The organism is Variovorax flavidus (assembly GCF_030317145.1).
GTDB lineage: Bacteria > Pseudomonadota > Gammaproteobacteria > Burkholderiales > Burkholderiaceae_C > Variovorax > Variovorax flavidus.
The window spans coordinates 147,223-162,158 of sequence record NZ_JASZYE010000002.1; the positions used below are offsets into that span (position 1 = coordinate 147,223).

13 protein-coding genes are annotated in these 14,936 nt (G+C 65.7%); 6 read left to right on the forward strand and 7 right to left on the reverse strand.

The window, feature by feature from the left end; genetic code table 11:
- Positions 1-35 precede the first annotated feature (35 nt).
- The 4 genes from QTH90_RS11340 (at position 36) to QTH90_RS11355 (ending at position 6,703) form a co-directional block, all read left to right on the forward strand.
- Positions 36-491 carry an outer membrane lipoprotein gene (locus QTH90_RS11340; RefSeq protein ID WP_286664652.1) on the forward strand — a complete coding sequence of 152 codons (456 nt, stop codon included), beginning with the start codon at positions 36-38 and terminating at the stop codon, positions 489-491.
- Between the two features lie 109 nt (positions 492-600).
- On the forward strand, positions 601-2,424 hold the full coding sequence (locus QTH90_RS11345; RefSeq protein ID WP_286664653.1) for an SLC13 family permease: 1,824 nt from the start codon (positions 601-603) through the stop codon (positions 2,422-2,424).
- A 403-nt stretch (positions 2,425-2,827) separates the two neighbouring features.
- A complete protein-coding gene (locus tag QTH90_RS11350; RefSeq protein ID WP_286664654.1) occupies positions 2,828-3,628 on the forward strand; it encodes a DUF1266 domain-containing protein in 801 nt (266 codons plus the stop codon).
- 63 nt (positions 3,629-3,691) lie between these two features.
- On the forward strand, positions 3,692-6,703 hold the full coding sequence (locus QTH90_RS11355) for a PAS domain-containing hybrid sensor histidine kinase/response regulator (RefSeq protein WP_286664655.1): 3,012 nt from the start codon (positions 3,692-3,694) through the stop codon (positions 6,701-6,703).
- Between the two features lie 7 nt (positions 6,704-6,710).
- On the opposite strand, the gene QTH90_RS11360 is transcribed toward QTH90_RS11355, so the two are convergent.
- The 5 genes from QTH90_RS11360 to QTH90_RS11380 form a co-directional block, all read right to left on the reverse strand.
- Positions 6,711-7,352, reverse strand: coding sequence for a response regulator (locus QTH90_RS11360; RefSeq protein ID WP_286664656.1), 642 nt, complete (start codon positions 7,350-7,352; stop codon positions 6,711-6,713).
- A gap of 253 nt (positions 7,353-7,605) precedes the next feature.
- Positions 7,606-8,112: a single-stranded DNA-binding protein gene (gene ssb / locus QTH90_RS11365; protein ID WP_286664657.1), complete on the reverse strand. Its 507-nt coding sequence runs from the start codon at positions 8,110-8,112 to the stop codon at positions 7,606-7,608.
- A 74-nt stretch (positions 8,113-8,186) separates the two neighbouring features.
- A complete protein-coding gene (locus QTH90_RS11370) occupies positions 8,187-9,476 on the reverse strand; it encodes an SAM-dependent methyltransferase (RefSeq protein ID WP_286664658.1) in 1,290 nt (429 codons plus the stop codon).
- The gene (locus QTH90_RS11375; RefSeq protein ID WP_286664659.1) at positions 9,473-10,261 is read right to left on the reverse strand and encodes a DUF1365 domain-containing protein; all 789 of its coding nucleotides are present in this window, start codon (positions 10,259-10,261) and stop codon (positions 9,473-9,475) included. Before QTH90_RS11375 ends, QTH90_RS11370 begins: the two co-directional genes overlap by 4 nt.
- Positions 10,258-11,634, reverse strand: a complete 1,377-nt coding sequence (locus QTH90_RS11380) for an NAD(P)/FAD-dependent oxidoreductase (RefSeq protein WP_286664660.1) — start codon at positions 11,632-11,634, stop codon at positions 10,258-10,260. Before QTH90_RS11380 ends, QTH90_RS11375 begins: the two co-directional genes overlap by 4 nt.
- 51 nt (positions 11,635-11,685) lie before the next feature.
- Here QTH90_RS11380 and QTH90_RS11385 point away from each other — a divergent pair, with 51 nt between their 5' ends.
- Positions 11,686-12,411, forward strand: coding sequence for a sigma-70 family RNA polymerase sigma factor (locus QTH90_RS11385; protein ID WP_286664661.1), 726 nt, complete (start codon positions 11,686-11,688; stop codon positions 12,409-12,411).
- Entirely contained in the window at positions 12,408-13,064 is a 657-nt protein-coding gene (locus QTH90_RS11390) for a ChrR family anti-sigma-E factor (RefSeq protein WP_286664662.1), read from the forward strand. Before QTH90_RS11385 ends, QTH90_RS11390 begins: the two co-directional genes overlap by 4 nt.
- A 17-nt stretch (positions 13,065-13,081) precedes the next feature.
- On the opposite strand, the gene QTH90_RS11395 is transcribed toward QTH90_RS11390, so the two are convergent.
- Complete coding sequence (locus QTH90_RS11395) at positions 13,082-13,885, reverse strand: DUF1295 domain-containing protein (protein WP_286664663.1); 804 nt, start codon at positions 13,883-13,885, stop codon at positions 13,082-13,084.
- Complete coding sequence (locus QTH90_RS11400; protein ID WP_286664664.1) at positions 13,882-14,925, reverse strand: cyclopropane-fatty-acyl-phospholipid synthase family protein; 1,044 nt, start codon at positions 14,923-14,925, stop codon at positions 13,882-13,884. Before QTH90_RS11400 ends, QTH90_RS11395 begins: the two co-directional genes overlap by 4 nt.
- Positions 14,926-14,936: the final 11 nt, after the last annotated feature.

Consider the following 14,936-nt stretch of genomic DNA (forward strand, 5'->3'; position numbering starts at 1 on the left):
CCATGATTTTCGAAACCGATGAAGGAGACTGATCCATGACAACCACAACGCAACTTCTCTCTCGCTTCGCGACCTTCGCACTGGCCCTCCTGCTCGCAGCCTGTGCGGCACCCGGATCGTCGTCGGACTCGATGGTGATCCGACAGGGCGTGATCGAGCAGATCTCGCCGACGCAGATTCGAAGCTCGCAGCACACCGGTGTCGGAGCCGTCCTCGGCGGCCTCACCGGTGTCGGCCTCGGCAGCCTGATCGGCGGCGGCACGGGACGCGACGTGGCGATGGTCGTCGGCGCCATTGGCGGCACGATGGCGGGCGCTGAAGTCGCAAGAAGGTACGACCAGCCGCTGGCAGGCCATGAGATCTTCGTTCGCACGACCAGCGGCGTCCTGGTCGAAGTGACGCAGCCCGCTACGCCAGGTCTTCGCGTGGGACAGCGTGTCTACATCGAGGGGAAGGGAGACGCCGCACGCGTCATCCCGCAGGCGCAATGACCTGATCGTGCGCCGGATTGCAACGGGACACTCCAGTTCGTCATGAAGGACGTCAGGATCGACCAGCGCATCGCGTCCCCGGCGCCATGAGCGGAAGCGAGCCCGAGCCATGACCTACCAGCTCGGCATGGTCCTGGCACTTCTCGCCGGCGCGGTCACGATGTTCGCGATCAACCGGCCACGCACCGACGTGGTCGCGCTCATCGTGATGGCCGCGTTGCCGTTCACCGGCGTGGTCAGCATGCAGGAAGTACTGGCGGGCTTTGCGGACCCCAACGTCGTGCTGATCGCGTTATTGTTCGTGATCGGCCAGGGCCTCGTGCGCACCGGCGTCGCGCAGCGCCTGGGCGACCTCCTGGTGCTACGGGCCGGCCCCAACGAGACGCGGCTCATCGCACTGCTCATGGTGATCGTCGCGGGTGTCGGCTCGGTGATGAGTTCGACGGCGGTGGTGGCGATCTTCGTTCCCATCGTGCTGCGCATCGCGAGCAACACCGGCATCGCGGCGCGGCGCCTGATGATGCCGCTCAGTGTCGCCGCCCTGCTCAGCGGCACGCTGACGCTGGTCGCGACAACGCCCAACCTTCTGATCCATGGCGAGCTCGTGCGCAAGGGCTTCGAGGGTTTCCAGTTCTTCAGCTTCACGCCTTTCGGCGTGCCGCTCCTGATGATGGCCATCGGCTACATGCTGCTCACCAGACGCTGGCTGGCCGGGCCGGAGGGACCGGCGATTCCGCCCAGCAGGCGGACCGGGCTCGGCCACTGGATCGAAGAGTACGCACTGGCCGGGCGCGAGTATCGATATCGGGTGGCGCCGCACTCGCCAGCCGTGGGCCAGCTGCTCGACGAACTCGAGCTGGAGGACGTGCCTGGCGTCAATGTGCTTGCGATCGAGCGCAGCGTTCGCTTCACCCGCAACCTGCTGCCACCGAGCACCCGGATCGAGCCGGGTGACGTGCTGTTCGTCGACGTATCCAATCCGGCCGCGGACATCGAGGATCTCGCCGGTCGACTCGCGCTGGAGAGGGTTCCGCTGGCCGGCGCCTACTTCTCCGAGCATGTACAGGACATCGGCATGGCCGAGGTGCTGGTGCCGCCCGGCTCCAATCTCATCGGCAAGACCGTGGCCGAGTCGCGCCTGCGCGCCATCCACGATGTGTCCGTCATCGGCCTGAAGCGCGGCAGCGAGCCGGTGGCTGCGGAAAGTGTTCTTTCCGTTCCGATGAAGGCTGGCGACACGCTGCTGGTGGTCGGCATCTGGAAGGCCATCCGCAAGCTCAAGTCGGACATGGACCTGGTCATCTTCAACCTGCCGGCGGAGTTCGACGAGATCGCGCCGGCGGCCGCACGCGCGCCCTTCGCGCTGTTCTCCCTCGCACTGGTCGTGACCTTCATGGTCACCGGCGTGTTGCCGAACGTGCAGGCCGCGCTCATCGGCTGCCTGCTGATGGGGTTGTTCGGCTGCATGGATCTCTCCACCGCCTATCGCTCCATCTACTGGCAAAGCCTGCTCCTGATCGTCGGCATGCTGCCTTTCTCGCTCGCACTGCAGCGGACCGGCGGAGTCGACCTCGCCGCGCAGATGCTGCTGGAGCTCGTCGGCGAAGCCAGCCCGCGCGCGGTGCTGGCTGCCATCTTCGTGGTCACGGCGGTGCTGGGCATGTTCATCTCCAACACGGCCACCGCGGTGCTGATGGCACCGGTGGCCCTGGCCGTCGCCCAGCACCTGCAGGCGTCGCCCTACCCCTTCGCCATGACGGTGGCACTGGCGGCCTCGGCCGCCTTCATGACGCCGGTGTCGTCGCCGGTCAATACGCTGGTGGTGGGACCGGGCGACTACAGCTTCATGGACTTCGTGCGCATCGGCGTGCCGCTCGTCCTTCTGACCCTGGTCATGAGCGTGCTGCTCGTCCCGTTGCTGTTGCCACTCTAGTCTGCGTCGAGGGCTCCCCGGCTCGGCCTTCGAGCCCGTCTTTCGGACGATTCTGATATGCGCAACCCCGCGCGATTCGTACGATCCCTTCCAAGCTCCTTCCGCTGCTCACCGGCGCCATCGGCGCCGCCCTGACAGGCGAAGAACAGGACTCAAGCGGTCGATGAAAGACAGGCGCCAAGCGCCTTTCTGGTTGGCCCTTACTCCCGCCTCCGATTTCCGCGCTCTGCCCCGAGGGTCCTCGGGTGAGGGCTACTCGGCGCCCAGTCGAAAAGGCGCCAGCTTCGATGCCCCACGCCTCGCGACTCGACTTGCGAGGCTGGAGCAACTCATTTGTTTCGTCGCCCGCTTCTGCGCTGATCGGGTGACGGCGCTCAAACAGTTTCAGCGCCGAGGAATCACCATGAACATATGGCTTGTTGGGATCGCAATCTGGACCGTCCTGATGTGGGCCTTCCTGCGCAGCAGACTGCTCCCATCGCGCGAAGCCCTGTCGCGTTCGATTGCATTCGATCCCACGGAGAAGCTGTCGCCCGAGCAACTCTTCGGGTGCTTGCTGAGCGGGAACTTCGCCCTGCTCATGCGCGACAACTTCAACCAGCTCGCAAGCGCATTGCCCGAGCGTCGTGTCAAGGAAGTGCTGGCCGAGCACTGGGGCATCGCTTCGCGCGCCGATTGCCACCGCACCATCGACGAGGGTCTTCATCGATTGGGCCGCATGTCGCCGGAAGAGAAGCGGGCCATTGCCGCATGGCGGCTGTCCCGGCGGTACGGTCAGAGCGAAGGCCACCCGCGTGAAGTCCGCACCGCGATCGAACGAAACCCCGAACCAAGCCACGACCTCCGAAGCGTCCTCGCCTGGGATGTCCAGCAACTCGCCTATCTGGTTCGGCTTGCCCTCGCCGCGGGCCATGCATCGCGAGAGGAAGCAGCCAGCCTGCTCGAGACCTTGGCAGCGCAGGCTCGATCGCACTTCGCCTCATGGGAGGACTATTCCGTGTCCGCACTGACCGGACTCGGCCTTCGCGGATCGCTCGAAATTCTCGACAGCACGGCAGAGTGGACGGAGTTCTCGCAGACGCATTCCGTGCTGCTGGGCAAGCACTCGCCCATCAGGAGCGCATCGTCGTGGCGCAGCGCAATGCGCGACTCGAGCCATGGCGTCAGCGCGGGCCGGGTCTGGACGGCAGCCGCTGCGACTTGAGCCAAGCCACGCCGCGCATCGTCTCGTTCATCCGTCCACCCATCCATCCGGCGCAGAAGTCACATGTTGCCCGAGAGCCGTGTCGTGAATTCCCTCGGCGGGGGCCTCATCACGATGGCGTTGACCTGTCTGCTCGGAGGCGCAAGCTACTTCTTCGGCCAGCCGATGGCCATCGAACTCCACTGGGTCTGGACGGCGCTGGGATCGCTTTGCATCATTGGCTTGGCGATCCTGCAGTTCGTTCGTGCGCGCAATGTTCAACGCCGTGACGATCAACTCAACGCCATCCTCGATGCCGTGCCGCATATCCTGTTCTTCAAGGATCGTGATTTTCGGTATCGGGCGCTGAACGCGGAATTCGTGCGCGTGTTCAATCTCGATGCGCGGGCGGCCGTCGGCAAGAACGACGAAGAGCTTTTTGGCCCGGAGCTTCAGGATCGCTTCGTCGCGCAGGACATGGAACTGATCTCTTCAGGCGAGGCCCGTACCTTCGACGAGGAGATTCAGGTCGACGGCGTGCTGAGAAGCATCCAGGCACGCAAGCGGCCGGTCTACGACCGAAGCGGAAAGCTCTGCGGCACGGTGGGCCTGGCGATCGACGTCACCGAGCAGAAACTGCTGCAGCGTCAGCTCGAGGAAGCCCACGCCCGACTGGACATGGCGCTGGAAGGTGCTCAGATGGGCACCTGGGAGTGGAACGTGACCACCGGCGAGGTGCATACCGACGAACGCGCCAAGCGGATCCTCGGACTGAAAGGCAGCGCTCACGATCTGTCGGCGGTGTTCGCCCGGGTCCACCCGGACGATGTCGGCGACATCACGCGCCGCATCGACCACCTGTCCCATGCGCGCCGGGATGTGGAGGCCGTCGAGTTTCGCGTCCTCGACGATTTGGGCGCAGAGCGGTGGGTCGAAGGCTTCGCCTCACCGAACCGCGTGCGCTCGGGCAAGGTCTATGTGGTCGGGGTCACCCGCGACATCACCGAACGCCGCACGGGCGAACTGGCGTTCGCGGCGGCCAAGGCGCGCGCGGATCGCGCGTTGAGCGAACTCGATCAGTTCCGCTCCAATCTCGAACTGGCCCTGATCGTCGGCGGGATGGGGGTGTGGCGCTCTGTCACCCGGATGGGCAAGGACACGCAACTGTCCGACTCGACGTTCATGGACACGGTCATCACGGCCGACCAGAAGATCCGGGAGATCTATGGCCACGAACCCGACGCCGTCATCACGTACCGCGATCAGGTCCAGCTGCTCCATCCGGAAGACCGCGACCGTGTCGCGGCAAACATCCAGGCGACGTATCGGCAGAACTCGGGCGCCTACCGCGACCAGTTCCGCATCCGCAGCCGCAGCGGCGTGGTCCGCACGCTCGACGTGCGCGGCATCCTGAGGGTGGCTTCGGAAGGACATGGCGATGCACTGCTTGTTTCCTTCACGGGCATCGCCAAGGACATCAGCGAGGAAGAGAGGCTCAAGGCCGATCTGGTCGCGAAGGCCGAGGAAGCCCGCCTGGCGGTGGAAGCCAAGCGCGCGTTCCTCGCGATGATCAGCCACGAGGTCCGCACGCCGCTCAATGGGGTGCTCGGAATGATCGAACTCGTGCTCGACAGCCCGCTCGCCACCGAACAGCGCGCGATGCTGGACCGCTGTCGCGAGTCTTCGCTCGAACTGCTCACCATCATCAACGACCTGCTCGACTATTCGAAGATCCGAGCGCGCAAGCTCGACCTCGAGAACCGGCCGCTGCAACTGGCCGCACTGGTCGAAGACGTCTGCGCGAACTTCATCGCCGAGACGCGGCTCAAGTCCGTCAGCCTGCACTCCAGGGTCGATCCGCAATTGCCGCTGTTCATCATCGGAGATCCGGTGCGCCTGCGGCAGGTGCTGACCAATCTCGTCGGCAACGCCGTCAAGTTCACCGAACGCGGCGGCGTGAAAGTCGAAGTGCGCAGAAGCCCGGACGCGCGACTGCAGATGATCATCGAGGACTCCGGCATCGGCATTGCGCGCGAAGCCATGGATGCGCTCTTCGAGCCGTTCGCACAGGCGGACATCACGACCACCCGGCGCTACGGCGGCACGGGCCTGGGTCTTACCATCGTGAAGCAACTGGTCGACCTGATGCAAGGCACGATCGAGTGCGACAGCGAGCCGGGCCGGGGGAGCCGCTTCACGGTGACGCTGCCTCTGCAACCGTACACGACGGTGACGGGCTCGGCGACGGATGAAGTTCCGATCGAGAGCGGGAAGAGAGGGGTTCATCCGATCGGCCGGGGACAAAAGCTGCTGCTTGCCGAAGACCATCCGATCAACCGCGAGGTCATCACGCGGCAGCTCGTCAAGCTCGGCTTTCAATGCGATTGCGCGGAAGACGGCGAGGAAGCATGGGAGCTGCTCACGTCGCCCAATGCGAGCTATGCCATGCTCCTGACCGACTGCCATATGCCGCGGCTCGACGGCTACGGGCTGACAAGGCGCTTGCGCGACTTCGAGATGCGCTTTGGTCTCCAGCGGCTGCCGACCATCGCACTGACCGCCAATGCACTGCCAGGCGAAGCCGAACGCTGCGTGGCGGCCGGGATGGATGGCTATCTGTCCAAGCCATTGCAGATCCACGTGCTGCGTGACGAATTGGCCAAGTTCATGCCGCCGCCAACCCAGGTCTCGAACGCGGCGCCATCGGCTGCCGAGCCGCCTGAAGCCACGGAATCAATGGGATCTGCGTCGGCCGACGCCTATCCGACGCTGGCGTCGCTGTGCAAGGGAGATACCCGCGAAGTCGCGAAGCTGCTGCGCCTCTTCGTCGACGCCACGTCGAAGGACCTGGACGCCATGGATCGGGCCACCGAGGTCTGCGACCATGTCACCCTTCGGCAGCTGGCGCACCGGTTGAGTTCGGCCTGCCATCAGCTCGATGAGACGAAAGCGGTCACCCTGCTGCAGGTCATCGAGCAGCTGGAAGAGACCGGGGGAGCCGTCGTTCTCGCACCCGTGCGTGCGCTCTACGTCATGGCACGGCAAGAGGTCGCTTCGGCGCTTGCGCGCGCATCGGAGTTCATCGACCGGGCCTGAACCGGATTCAGGAATCCATTCCGTGCTCGCGCGCGTAGACAAAGATGTCGTAGTCGTTCCTCAGGCCAAGCTTCAGCATGGCGACGGTCTTCTGGGTGCTCACCGTCTTGATGCTGCGGGCCAACCGCTCGGAGATGGCGGACACCGTCAAGCCGGATGCGAAGAGCCGGAGGACCTCGACTTCCCGAAGCGACAACTGGGTGGAGGCACCGTAGTTGATCTTGTTGGGGTTCTCGAAGAGCCCTCTTCGGAATGCGCCGCTGACGTACTGCCGTCCTACGGAAACTGCGTCGATGGCCATGATGATCTCCGTCATGTCGGAGGTCTTGTCGACGAGGCCGCGGACGCCGATTTCCAGCATGCTGCTGTGGACGCCGACATTGGCCATCATCGTCAGAACCACGATGGGCACATTCGGGAAGTCGCGCCGAAGGCGCTGAAGCAGGCCGAGACCGTCCGTCACCTCCCCGCCCGGCATCGAGAAATCCGTGATCAGCAGGTCGGCCGGCGTTTGCTCCAGAACGCTCAATAGCGTGTCCGTGGAGTGGGCTTCGGCCACCACCGCGATGTCGGTCCTGTCCTTCAGCAACATCCGGACTCCACCGCGAATCAGTGGATGGTCATCAGCAACGACTATGCGCAGTGTCACGAGGTTTGGGCCGACGTTGAAAGCCGGCAATGGTTCTGGAAACGTTGCTGCGCGCTCAATGTGATTCAGTGCGCAGATTCATTCCGCTGATGGACGCCGGGCTCCCGTCACCGACAGCCTACAAGGCCATCGTATCTCTACAGAGAGAATCGCTCGCCGTAAGGCGACTCACGAAGTGAATACTTTCTTCTGCCGTGAAGAACTACACACCGGCCCGCGGGCTCTGCAGGTTTCAAGAACCTGTTGGCGCGAATCAGAACGGAATGTCATCGTCCATGTCGTCGAAACCTGACGACGACTTGGCCGGTGCCTGGCGTGGTGCGGGAGCAGGCGCGCGAGGTGCCGCTGCCGGCGGGCGCGAATAACCGCCGCCGCCTTGCGAGTAGCCGCCGTCATCGTCACCGCCCGATGGGCCGCCCTGACCCTGGCGGCTGCCGAGCATCTGCATCTGGTCGACGCGGATGTCGGTCGCGTACTTCTCGACGCCGTCCTTGTCCGTGTACTTGCGGGTACGGATCTGGCCTTCGACGTAGATCTGCGAGCCCTTGCGCAGGTACTGCGCGGCGATTTCGGCGAGGCGGCCATTGAACACGAGGCGGTGCCACTCGGTGGCCTCGCGCATTTCGCCGCTCTGCTTGTCCTTCCACTTGTCGGTGGTGGCCAGGGTCGCATTGCACACCTGATCGCCGCTCGGGAACGTGCGTGTTTCCGGATCGCGTCCGAGGTTGCCGACGAGGATGACTTTATTGACCGATGCCATATGCGCTGCCCCTGAGATATCAGAAGTCCAAGAAAACGAAAGATTGAACCAACGAGTCTACCTCGCCGACCCGGTCACCGGCAGGCATTGTGGAGCACGCCCCGGGGCGGTTCGGCATGGGTCAGGGTGTAGAGGCCGACATCCACCCTGCCGGCGCGAAATCCGGCCTCGCAATAGCAGAGGTAGTACTCCCAGAGCCGCCGGAACGAGGCATCGAAGCCCAGTGCTTCGACCTGCGGCCAGGCCCGCAGGAAGCGGCGCCGCCATTCGGCCAGCGTCAGCGCATAGCTCTCGCCGAAGGACAGGTCCCGGACGAGATTCAGCCCCGCGCGCCTGGCCTGCGCCTGCAGGGCGGCAAGCGACGGCAGCATGCCGCCCGGAAAGATGAAGTGCTGGATGAAATCGGCGTGCCGCCGGTAGTGGTCGAAGTGCTCGTCCGAAATCGTGATCGCCTGGACGACGGCAACGCCGCCGGGCCGCAGACGCTGGCGCAGGGTATCGAAGTAGACCGGCCAATAGCGCTCGCCCACGGCTTCGACCATTTCGACGGAAACGATCCGATCGTGCAGCCCCTCCGCGTCCCGGTAGTCCTGCAATCGAAGGTCTACCCGGCCGGCCGGCACCCGCTCGGATGCGCGCTGCCGCGCATGCGCCAGCTGTTGCGCGGACAGCGTCAGCGCGGTGACCTGAACGCCCCGACGGCGAGCGAGCGCCAGGGCGAGCGCGCCCCATCCGCAGCCGATCTCCAGCACCGACTCGCCGTCCTGGAGGCCGAGCAGCTCGACGATGCGCTCCAGCTTGAGCGCCTGGGCTTCCTCCAGGGATTCGTTGCCGCGGGCGTAGAGCGCGCTCGAATAGATCATCTCCGGATCCAGCCACAGCGCGTAGAAGGCGTTGCCCAGGTCGTAGTGGAACGCGATGTTCCTCCGGCTCCCACGGCGCGAGTTGACATTGCCAAGGTGCATGAGGCGGCCCAGCCAGCGCGCCGGCCATGAAGTGTCCAGCGCGCGGCCCCAGCCCGGTTCGTTGCGCAAGCCCAGTTCCAGCAGCGCTGCCAGGTCCGGGCTCGACCAATCCCCGTCGCGATAGGACTCCGCAAAGCCGATGTCTCCGCGCAGCAGCAGGCGCACGAGGGGACGCCAGCGGTGCAGCGTGATGGAGGCGTGCGGCCCTGCGAGTTCGCCCCGCCCATCGAAACGCCGGCCATCGGGCAATTCGATCGACAGCGCACCGACGCTCAGCCCGCGCAACATGCGCTCGAGCAGTCGCCGCAAGGGCCACTTGCCCTTCCAAGACAGGAAATCCGAGCGCCGGCGTGGGCTGCCCTGCCGGACATCGCTCGATGGCGACGACGACGCGCTCATCGCTCTGTCGGCTCGACGACGGTGACCGCACGCACCGGCGCCAGCGGGCGCCGGTGCAGGGGCGCCCCCTTGACCCAGAGGCGCAGCGCCTCCCAATGAATGGCGCCCATGACCTTGACCGTGAGAAGTGGATGGGAGAAGAACGCCAGCGCCAGCGTGGCGTCGCTCAATGCGCGCCGGCGGGCGTCGAAGCATGCCGTGAGCGCCACGCCCGCGGGACCCTCGACGGTCACGCCGATCTGCAGGCCCTCCCGCTCGGCGCTCGGCGGCTCGACGCGAAAGCGGTAGCCCATCTCCATCGCGAGAAAGGGCGACACATGGAACTGCTTGGCGCAGCGCTGTGTGATGCGTTCGGCATCGCGCCCGGATTCCTCCACGGGGATGAGATAGCCGTGCCGCTCGCCGAAGGTGTTGTTCACCTCGTAGAGGATGGCCTGCAGGCCGCCGTCCGGGCGATGGCAGAAATAGACGCTGAGCGGGTTGAATGCATAGCCCAGGATGCGCGGCATGCTCAGCAGGCGAATGGGGCCGCCGACGGCCAGGTGGGCCGTGGCCAGTTGCCGTTCCACATGGGCACGCAGTCCGCAGCCGTCGCCATAGTCGCGCTCATGCAGGCTGAACAGGTTGAAGCGGTTGACCGAGAACAGCCGAAGGCGCTGCCCGAGTTGCGGGAGTTCGTCCAGATCGATCAGCAGCGAGAACATGCGATAGCGCAGGCGATGGCGTGTCGGCCCGGATCGCTGGTGCATCACGGAGCCTGCATAGAGCGCGCTGTGGCTGCTCATGAGGCCGCCATCTCCGTTGTCGAATGCAGGCGGATGCGTGCGGACTCGTTCGCGACGGTCCAGGGCCGACGCACGCCACCGAGGGCTTCGGCGACCGCCAGGCCAGCCTGCAATCCATCCTCGTGAAAGCCGGAACCGAAATAGGCGCCGCAGAACCACGTCCGGAGCCGCCCCTGCAGCGACCAGAGCTCGCCCTGCGCGCGAATGGCCGCGCCGTCGAACAGCGGGTGCTCGTAGATCTCCGAATGAAGGAGGTGCCCAGCGCGCGGCTCGTGCGCGGGATTGAGCGACAGGAACAGGGGCGTTTCGCCGGAGATCCCCTGCAAACGGTTCATCCAGTAGGTCACGCACAAGGCAGGCGACCCATGGCGGTGGGCCGCGTAGTTCCAGCTCGACCAGACCTCGCGGCGCCTGGGCATCAGCGAAGGGTCGCTGTGCAGCAGCGCGCGGTTGCGGCTGTAGCCGAATGCGCCCAGCACACGCGACTCGTCGGCACTGGCGTCGGACAGCAGGCGCAGCGCCTGGTCGGCATGGGTCGCGATCACGACTTGATCGAAGCGTTCGGGTTCGCAGGCTCCGTCGGTTCGCACCCCGATGCCCTGGGCATGGCGAAGGACTTCGACGACGGGGCTGTCCAGCCGGAGACGGTCGCCGAGCACCTCGGTCATGCGCTCGACATACCGGCGGCTCCCGCCCCGGACCGTGCGCCATGCCGGGCGTCCGGCAAGCCGGAGAAGCTGGTGGTTCTCGCAGAAGCGGACGAAGGCTTCCGTCGGATAGGCACCGATGCGGTCCGCGGAGGTCGACCAGATCGCCGCCGCCATCGGGTAGAGGTGATCCTCCCGGAACGCACGCCCATAGCCCCGCATCCGGAGATAGTCATCGAGCGGCATCAGGCCCACGACCGCCGCGTCGCCCGGCGCCTGGCGATAGAAGCGCACGATGTCGCGCAGCATCGACCAGAAACGCGGGCTGCACAGATTGCGACGTTGCGCGAAGAGTGTTCCCAGGCTGCTGCCGGAATACTCCAGCGCGCCATCGTCCAGGCTGACCGCGAAAGACATCTCGGACGCCTGCGTCTCGACACCCAGGTGGCCGAACAAGGCCGTGAGGTTCGGGTAGGCCGCCTCGTTGTAGACGATGAAGCCGGTATCGACCGGAACAGGCCCACCTGCGGAAGGCGCGTCCACGGTGTTGCTGTGGCCACCGGGACGGCTGTCGGCCTCGAAGACCGTCACCCGGTGCCGCTGCGCCAGCAGCCATGCCGCCGACAGACCGGAGATCCCGCTTCCCACCACGGCCACGTCCAGCACGGCGCCGTCCGGCGCGGAAGCGGGCGGCGGGTGCCGTTGCGGCGCGGCCGCGAAGCTCATGGGGTCATCCTCGAAACTCCTTGTGACAGGCTTGGAGCTTGTACGCAGCAATTGGCCGTCTGGATCATTTTTTCCGGCCCCCGTGATCTAATCCTGCTGGCTCTGCGTAAGAGCAGCATGAACACCGTCCGACCGTCATCGGGAGTGCCCGCGATGCAGATGCGGCCGCGATCGCCCTACCTGTCGGTTGTGACACCCCACCAGGGCCGGGGAGCGATGCCGACCATCGAGGAACTGAACGCGCTTGCCAGGGCTGTGGCGCTCCACGCCGACCGGGAAGCGTTCGCGGCTCTGTTCAAGCATTTCGCGCCGCGCGTGAAGTCGTACCTGATGCGATCGGGCACCGCCGAAGGACTGGCCGAGGAACTCACCCAGGAAGCGATGGTGAGCGTCTGGCGCAAGGCGGCAATGTTCGATCCCGACCGGGCCAGCGTCTCCACCTGGATATTCACCATCGCGCGCAACCTTCGCGTCGACCACTTCAGGCATCAGGGCCAGGGGCTGGTCGACGGGGACGATCTGGATTGCGACGCCATGGCCAGCGACCTGCCGTCGCCCGAGGAGCAGGCCGACATGAAGCAGCGCGAAATCGGCGTGCGCAACGCGCTGCGGCACCTGCCCGAAGAGCAGGCCCAGGTGCTTCGCCTTTCTTTCTTCGAAGAGCAGCCCCATGCCCGGATCGCAAGCGAACTGGGCATTCCTCTCGGCACCGTCAAGTCGCGGGTGCGCCTTGCCGTGAATCATTTGCGTCGCTTGCTCGACCAATTCGAACCATGATCCTCCACCATCCCGCCGAAGATCTCCTGCTTGCATTTGCAGCAGGCCGGCTTTCCAACGGTCATTCGCTGGTCGTGGCCAGCCACGTCGAGGGTTGCGCGCATTGCCGCGAGCGCGTGCGCCTTTTCGAAGCCATGGGCGGCGCCATGCTGGAAGAGCTGGCGCCGGAAGTGCTCGAGTCGCAGGCATTGGCGAAGACCTTGGCCGCGATCGATGCACCAGCCTCTGCCGTGACGCGGCCGCGTGCCGGCTCCGCCATGCGCGCCGAATTGCCCGACGGACTTCCGTGGCCGCATGCACTCCAGGGCTGCGCATCCACGCGCTGGCGCTGGCTCGGGCCCGGAATGCGCTGGAGCCGTGTCACGCTGCCTGGCGACGACGCGGCCAACGTGTTCCTGCTTCGCATCGGCGCGGGCAAGATGCTGCCGCAGCACACGCACAGCGACTCCGAACTCACCCAGGTTCTCTACGGAACCTTCCACGACGGCCGCGCCTTGTTCGGGCCAGGCGATTTCGATGAGACGGACGGCAGCATCCGGCATCAGCCTACCGTGGAGGCGGCGGGGGAGTGCATCTGCCTGGCATCGGTCCAGGGCAAGGTGCTGTTCGATGGCGCGGTGGCGCGAGTGCTCGGAGCGCTCGTCGGCATGTAGAGCGCGCGAACGCGCCTTCATCGCGCTGCGTTGCGTGGCGGACCGGGAATGAAGGCGTTGGTCCGCGCGACGTAGTCCCTGTAGCCGGGCCGGCGTTCGGCGATGTCCTTTTCGAGCAGGCGCACGCCGGACACCTTCAGCAGGAGCACGGTCATCAACACCGGGGACACCACGCTCCAGGCGCCGCTCCATCCGGCTGCAGAAACGGCCATGAGCCACAGTCCCCACCAGACGCAGCACTCGCCGAAATAGTTGGGGTGCCGGGTGAAGCGCCACAGGCCCCGGTCCATCACCTTGCCGCGGTGCGAAGGGTTCGCTTGAAAGCGCGTCATCTGCGCATCGGCGACGGTCTCGAAGACGATCCCGAAGGCGGCCAGCGCAAATCCCGCTGCATCGAGCCAGCCCGCCGAACCGCTTGCCTGCATGCCCGCCAGCAATGGCGCCGACACGATCCACGCCAGCAACGCCTGCAAGCCAAAGACGAGATAGACGCTCTTCCATGCGAAGCCAGGCTCGTTGCGTTCGCGGATCTCCCGGTATCGCCGATCTTCACCGTGGCCCCAATGGCGCCACGTGATGAAGAGGCTCAGGCGCAATGCCCACACGAGTACCAGCGTGAGCATCCAGAGGCCGCGCCGTCCCGGCGCGGGAAGCAGTACGAAGTACACGAGCCCGGCGGCGGCGATGAAGATCGACCAGATGCGGTCCACCAGGCTCGCATCGCGGCGCGCGAGGCTCGCCAGCCATGCCAGGCCGGCCAATGCGAGCGCCACGCCCAGGCCCGCCAGCGCGATGCCGGGTTCCGATGCAAGCCCTGTCATCCGCGCTTCTCGAACAGGTAGTGGCCGACCCACCATTGCTGCCCCGCCTCGTAGCCGAACAGTTCGGACACCGACATGAAGAACAGGCGCCACCGCATCCACCACAGCCCGGCTTCATCGCCGTAGATGCTGCTGAACAGGGGCCACAGTTCGCTCCGGCGCTCGTCCATCTGGTGAAGCCAGGCTTCGGCGGTGCGTTGGTAGTGCGTACCGTCCCAGCGCCAGCGCCTTGCCAGGCGGAGGTCATCCTGGAAATGCAGGGCGAGGTCGTCGCTCGGCATCATGCCGCCCGAGAAAAAGTGCCTGCTCATCCAGTCGCTCGCGTCGCGCTCGACGAACAGGTAGGGCGCCTCGCGGTGCGCGAAGACATGCATGAAGAAGCGTCCGTGCGGCCGCAGCCATTTCGCCACGTGGGCGAAGGCGCGCGGCCAGTTGCGCAGATGCTCGAACATCTCGATCGACACGACCCGGTCGAATCGCTCCGCGGTGTCGAAGTCGTTGAAGTCGCACGTGATCACGCAGATGTTGCAGAGGCCGCGCTCGATCGCCTGCGTCTCGATGTACTCGCGCTGCGCGTGCGAGTTCGAGACGGCGGTGATGAGACTGAGCGGGTATCGCTCCGCCATCCACAGGGTGAGCGAGCCCCAGCCGCAACCCAGTTCCAGCACCTGCTGGCCATCGACCAGCCCGGCGCGCTCGCAGGTGATGGCGAGGGCCGCTGCTTCGGCGTCCGACAGCGTCTCGACGCCCTCGGGCCAGTAGCTGCTGCTGTACTTGCGATGCCGGCCGAGCACGCCGCCGAAGAAGCCGGCGGGCAGTTCGTAGTGCTGTTCGTTCGCCTTTTCGGGCAGCAACGCCAGTTTGGCGGAGCGGATTTCGTCCGCGAACGCCTGGGTCAGCTCCGCGGTCGCCGCCGCGTCCCCGCTGTGCAGTTCCGCGAGGCGCGCCTTCAGCAACCGGCGGATGCCCAGCCGGACCACCCGGTCGGGAACCATGCCCTGCTCGACCCAATGGATCGCCATGGCTGCGTCTTGCGGCATGCGCATCTCCG

Bases quoted from the DNA above. Each gene is read 5' to 3' on its own strand.
- QTH90_RS11340 (WP_286664652.1), top strand. From the start codon at position 36: ATGACAACCACAACGCAACTTCTCTCTCGCTTCGCGACCTTCGCACTG.
- QTH90_RS11345 (WP_286664653.1), top strand. From the start codon at position 601: ATGACCTACCAGCTCGGCATGGTCCTGGCACTTCTCGCCGGCGCGGTC.
- QTH90_RS11350 (WP_286664654.1), top strand. From the start codon at position 2,828: ATGAACATATGGCTTGTTGGGATCGCAATCTGGACCGTCCTGATGTGG.
- QTH90_RS11355 (WP_286664655.1), top strand. From the start codon at position 3,692: ATGTTGCCCGAGAGCCGTGTCGTGAATTCCCTCGGCGGGGGCCTCATC.
- ssb (WP_286664657.1), bottom strand. From the start codon at position 8,112: ATGGCATCGGTCAATAAAGTCATCCTCGTCGGCAACCTCGGACGCGAT.
- QTH90_RS11370 (WP_286664658.1), bottom strand. From the start codon at position 9,476: ATGAGCGCGTCGTCGTCGCCATCGAGCGATGTCCGGCAGGGCAGCCCA.
- QTH90_RS11375 (WP_286664659.1), bottom strand. From the start codon at position 10,261: ATGAGCAGCCACAGCGCGCTCTATGCAGGCTCCGTGATGCACCAGCGA.
- QTH90_RS11380 (WP_286664660.1), bottom strand. From the start codon at position 11,634: ATGAGCTTCGCGGCCGCGCCGCAACGGCACCCGCCGCCCGCTTCCGCG.
- QTH90_RS11390 (WP_286664662.1), top strand. From the start codon at position 12,408: ATGATCCTCCACCATCCCGCCGAAGATCTCCTGCTTGCATTTGCAGCA.
- QTH90_RS11395 (WP_286664663.1), bottom strand. From the start codon at position 13,885: ATGACAGGGCTTGCATCGGAACCCGGCATCGCGCTGGCGGGCCTGGGC.
- QTH90_RS11400 (WP_286664664.1), bottom strand. From the start codon at position 14,925: ATGCCGCAAGACGCAGCCATGGCGATCCATTGGGTCGAGCAGGGCATG.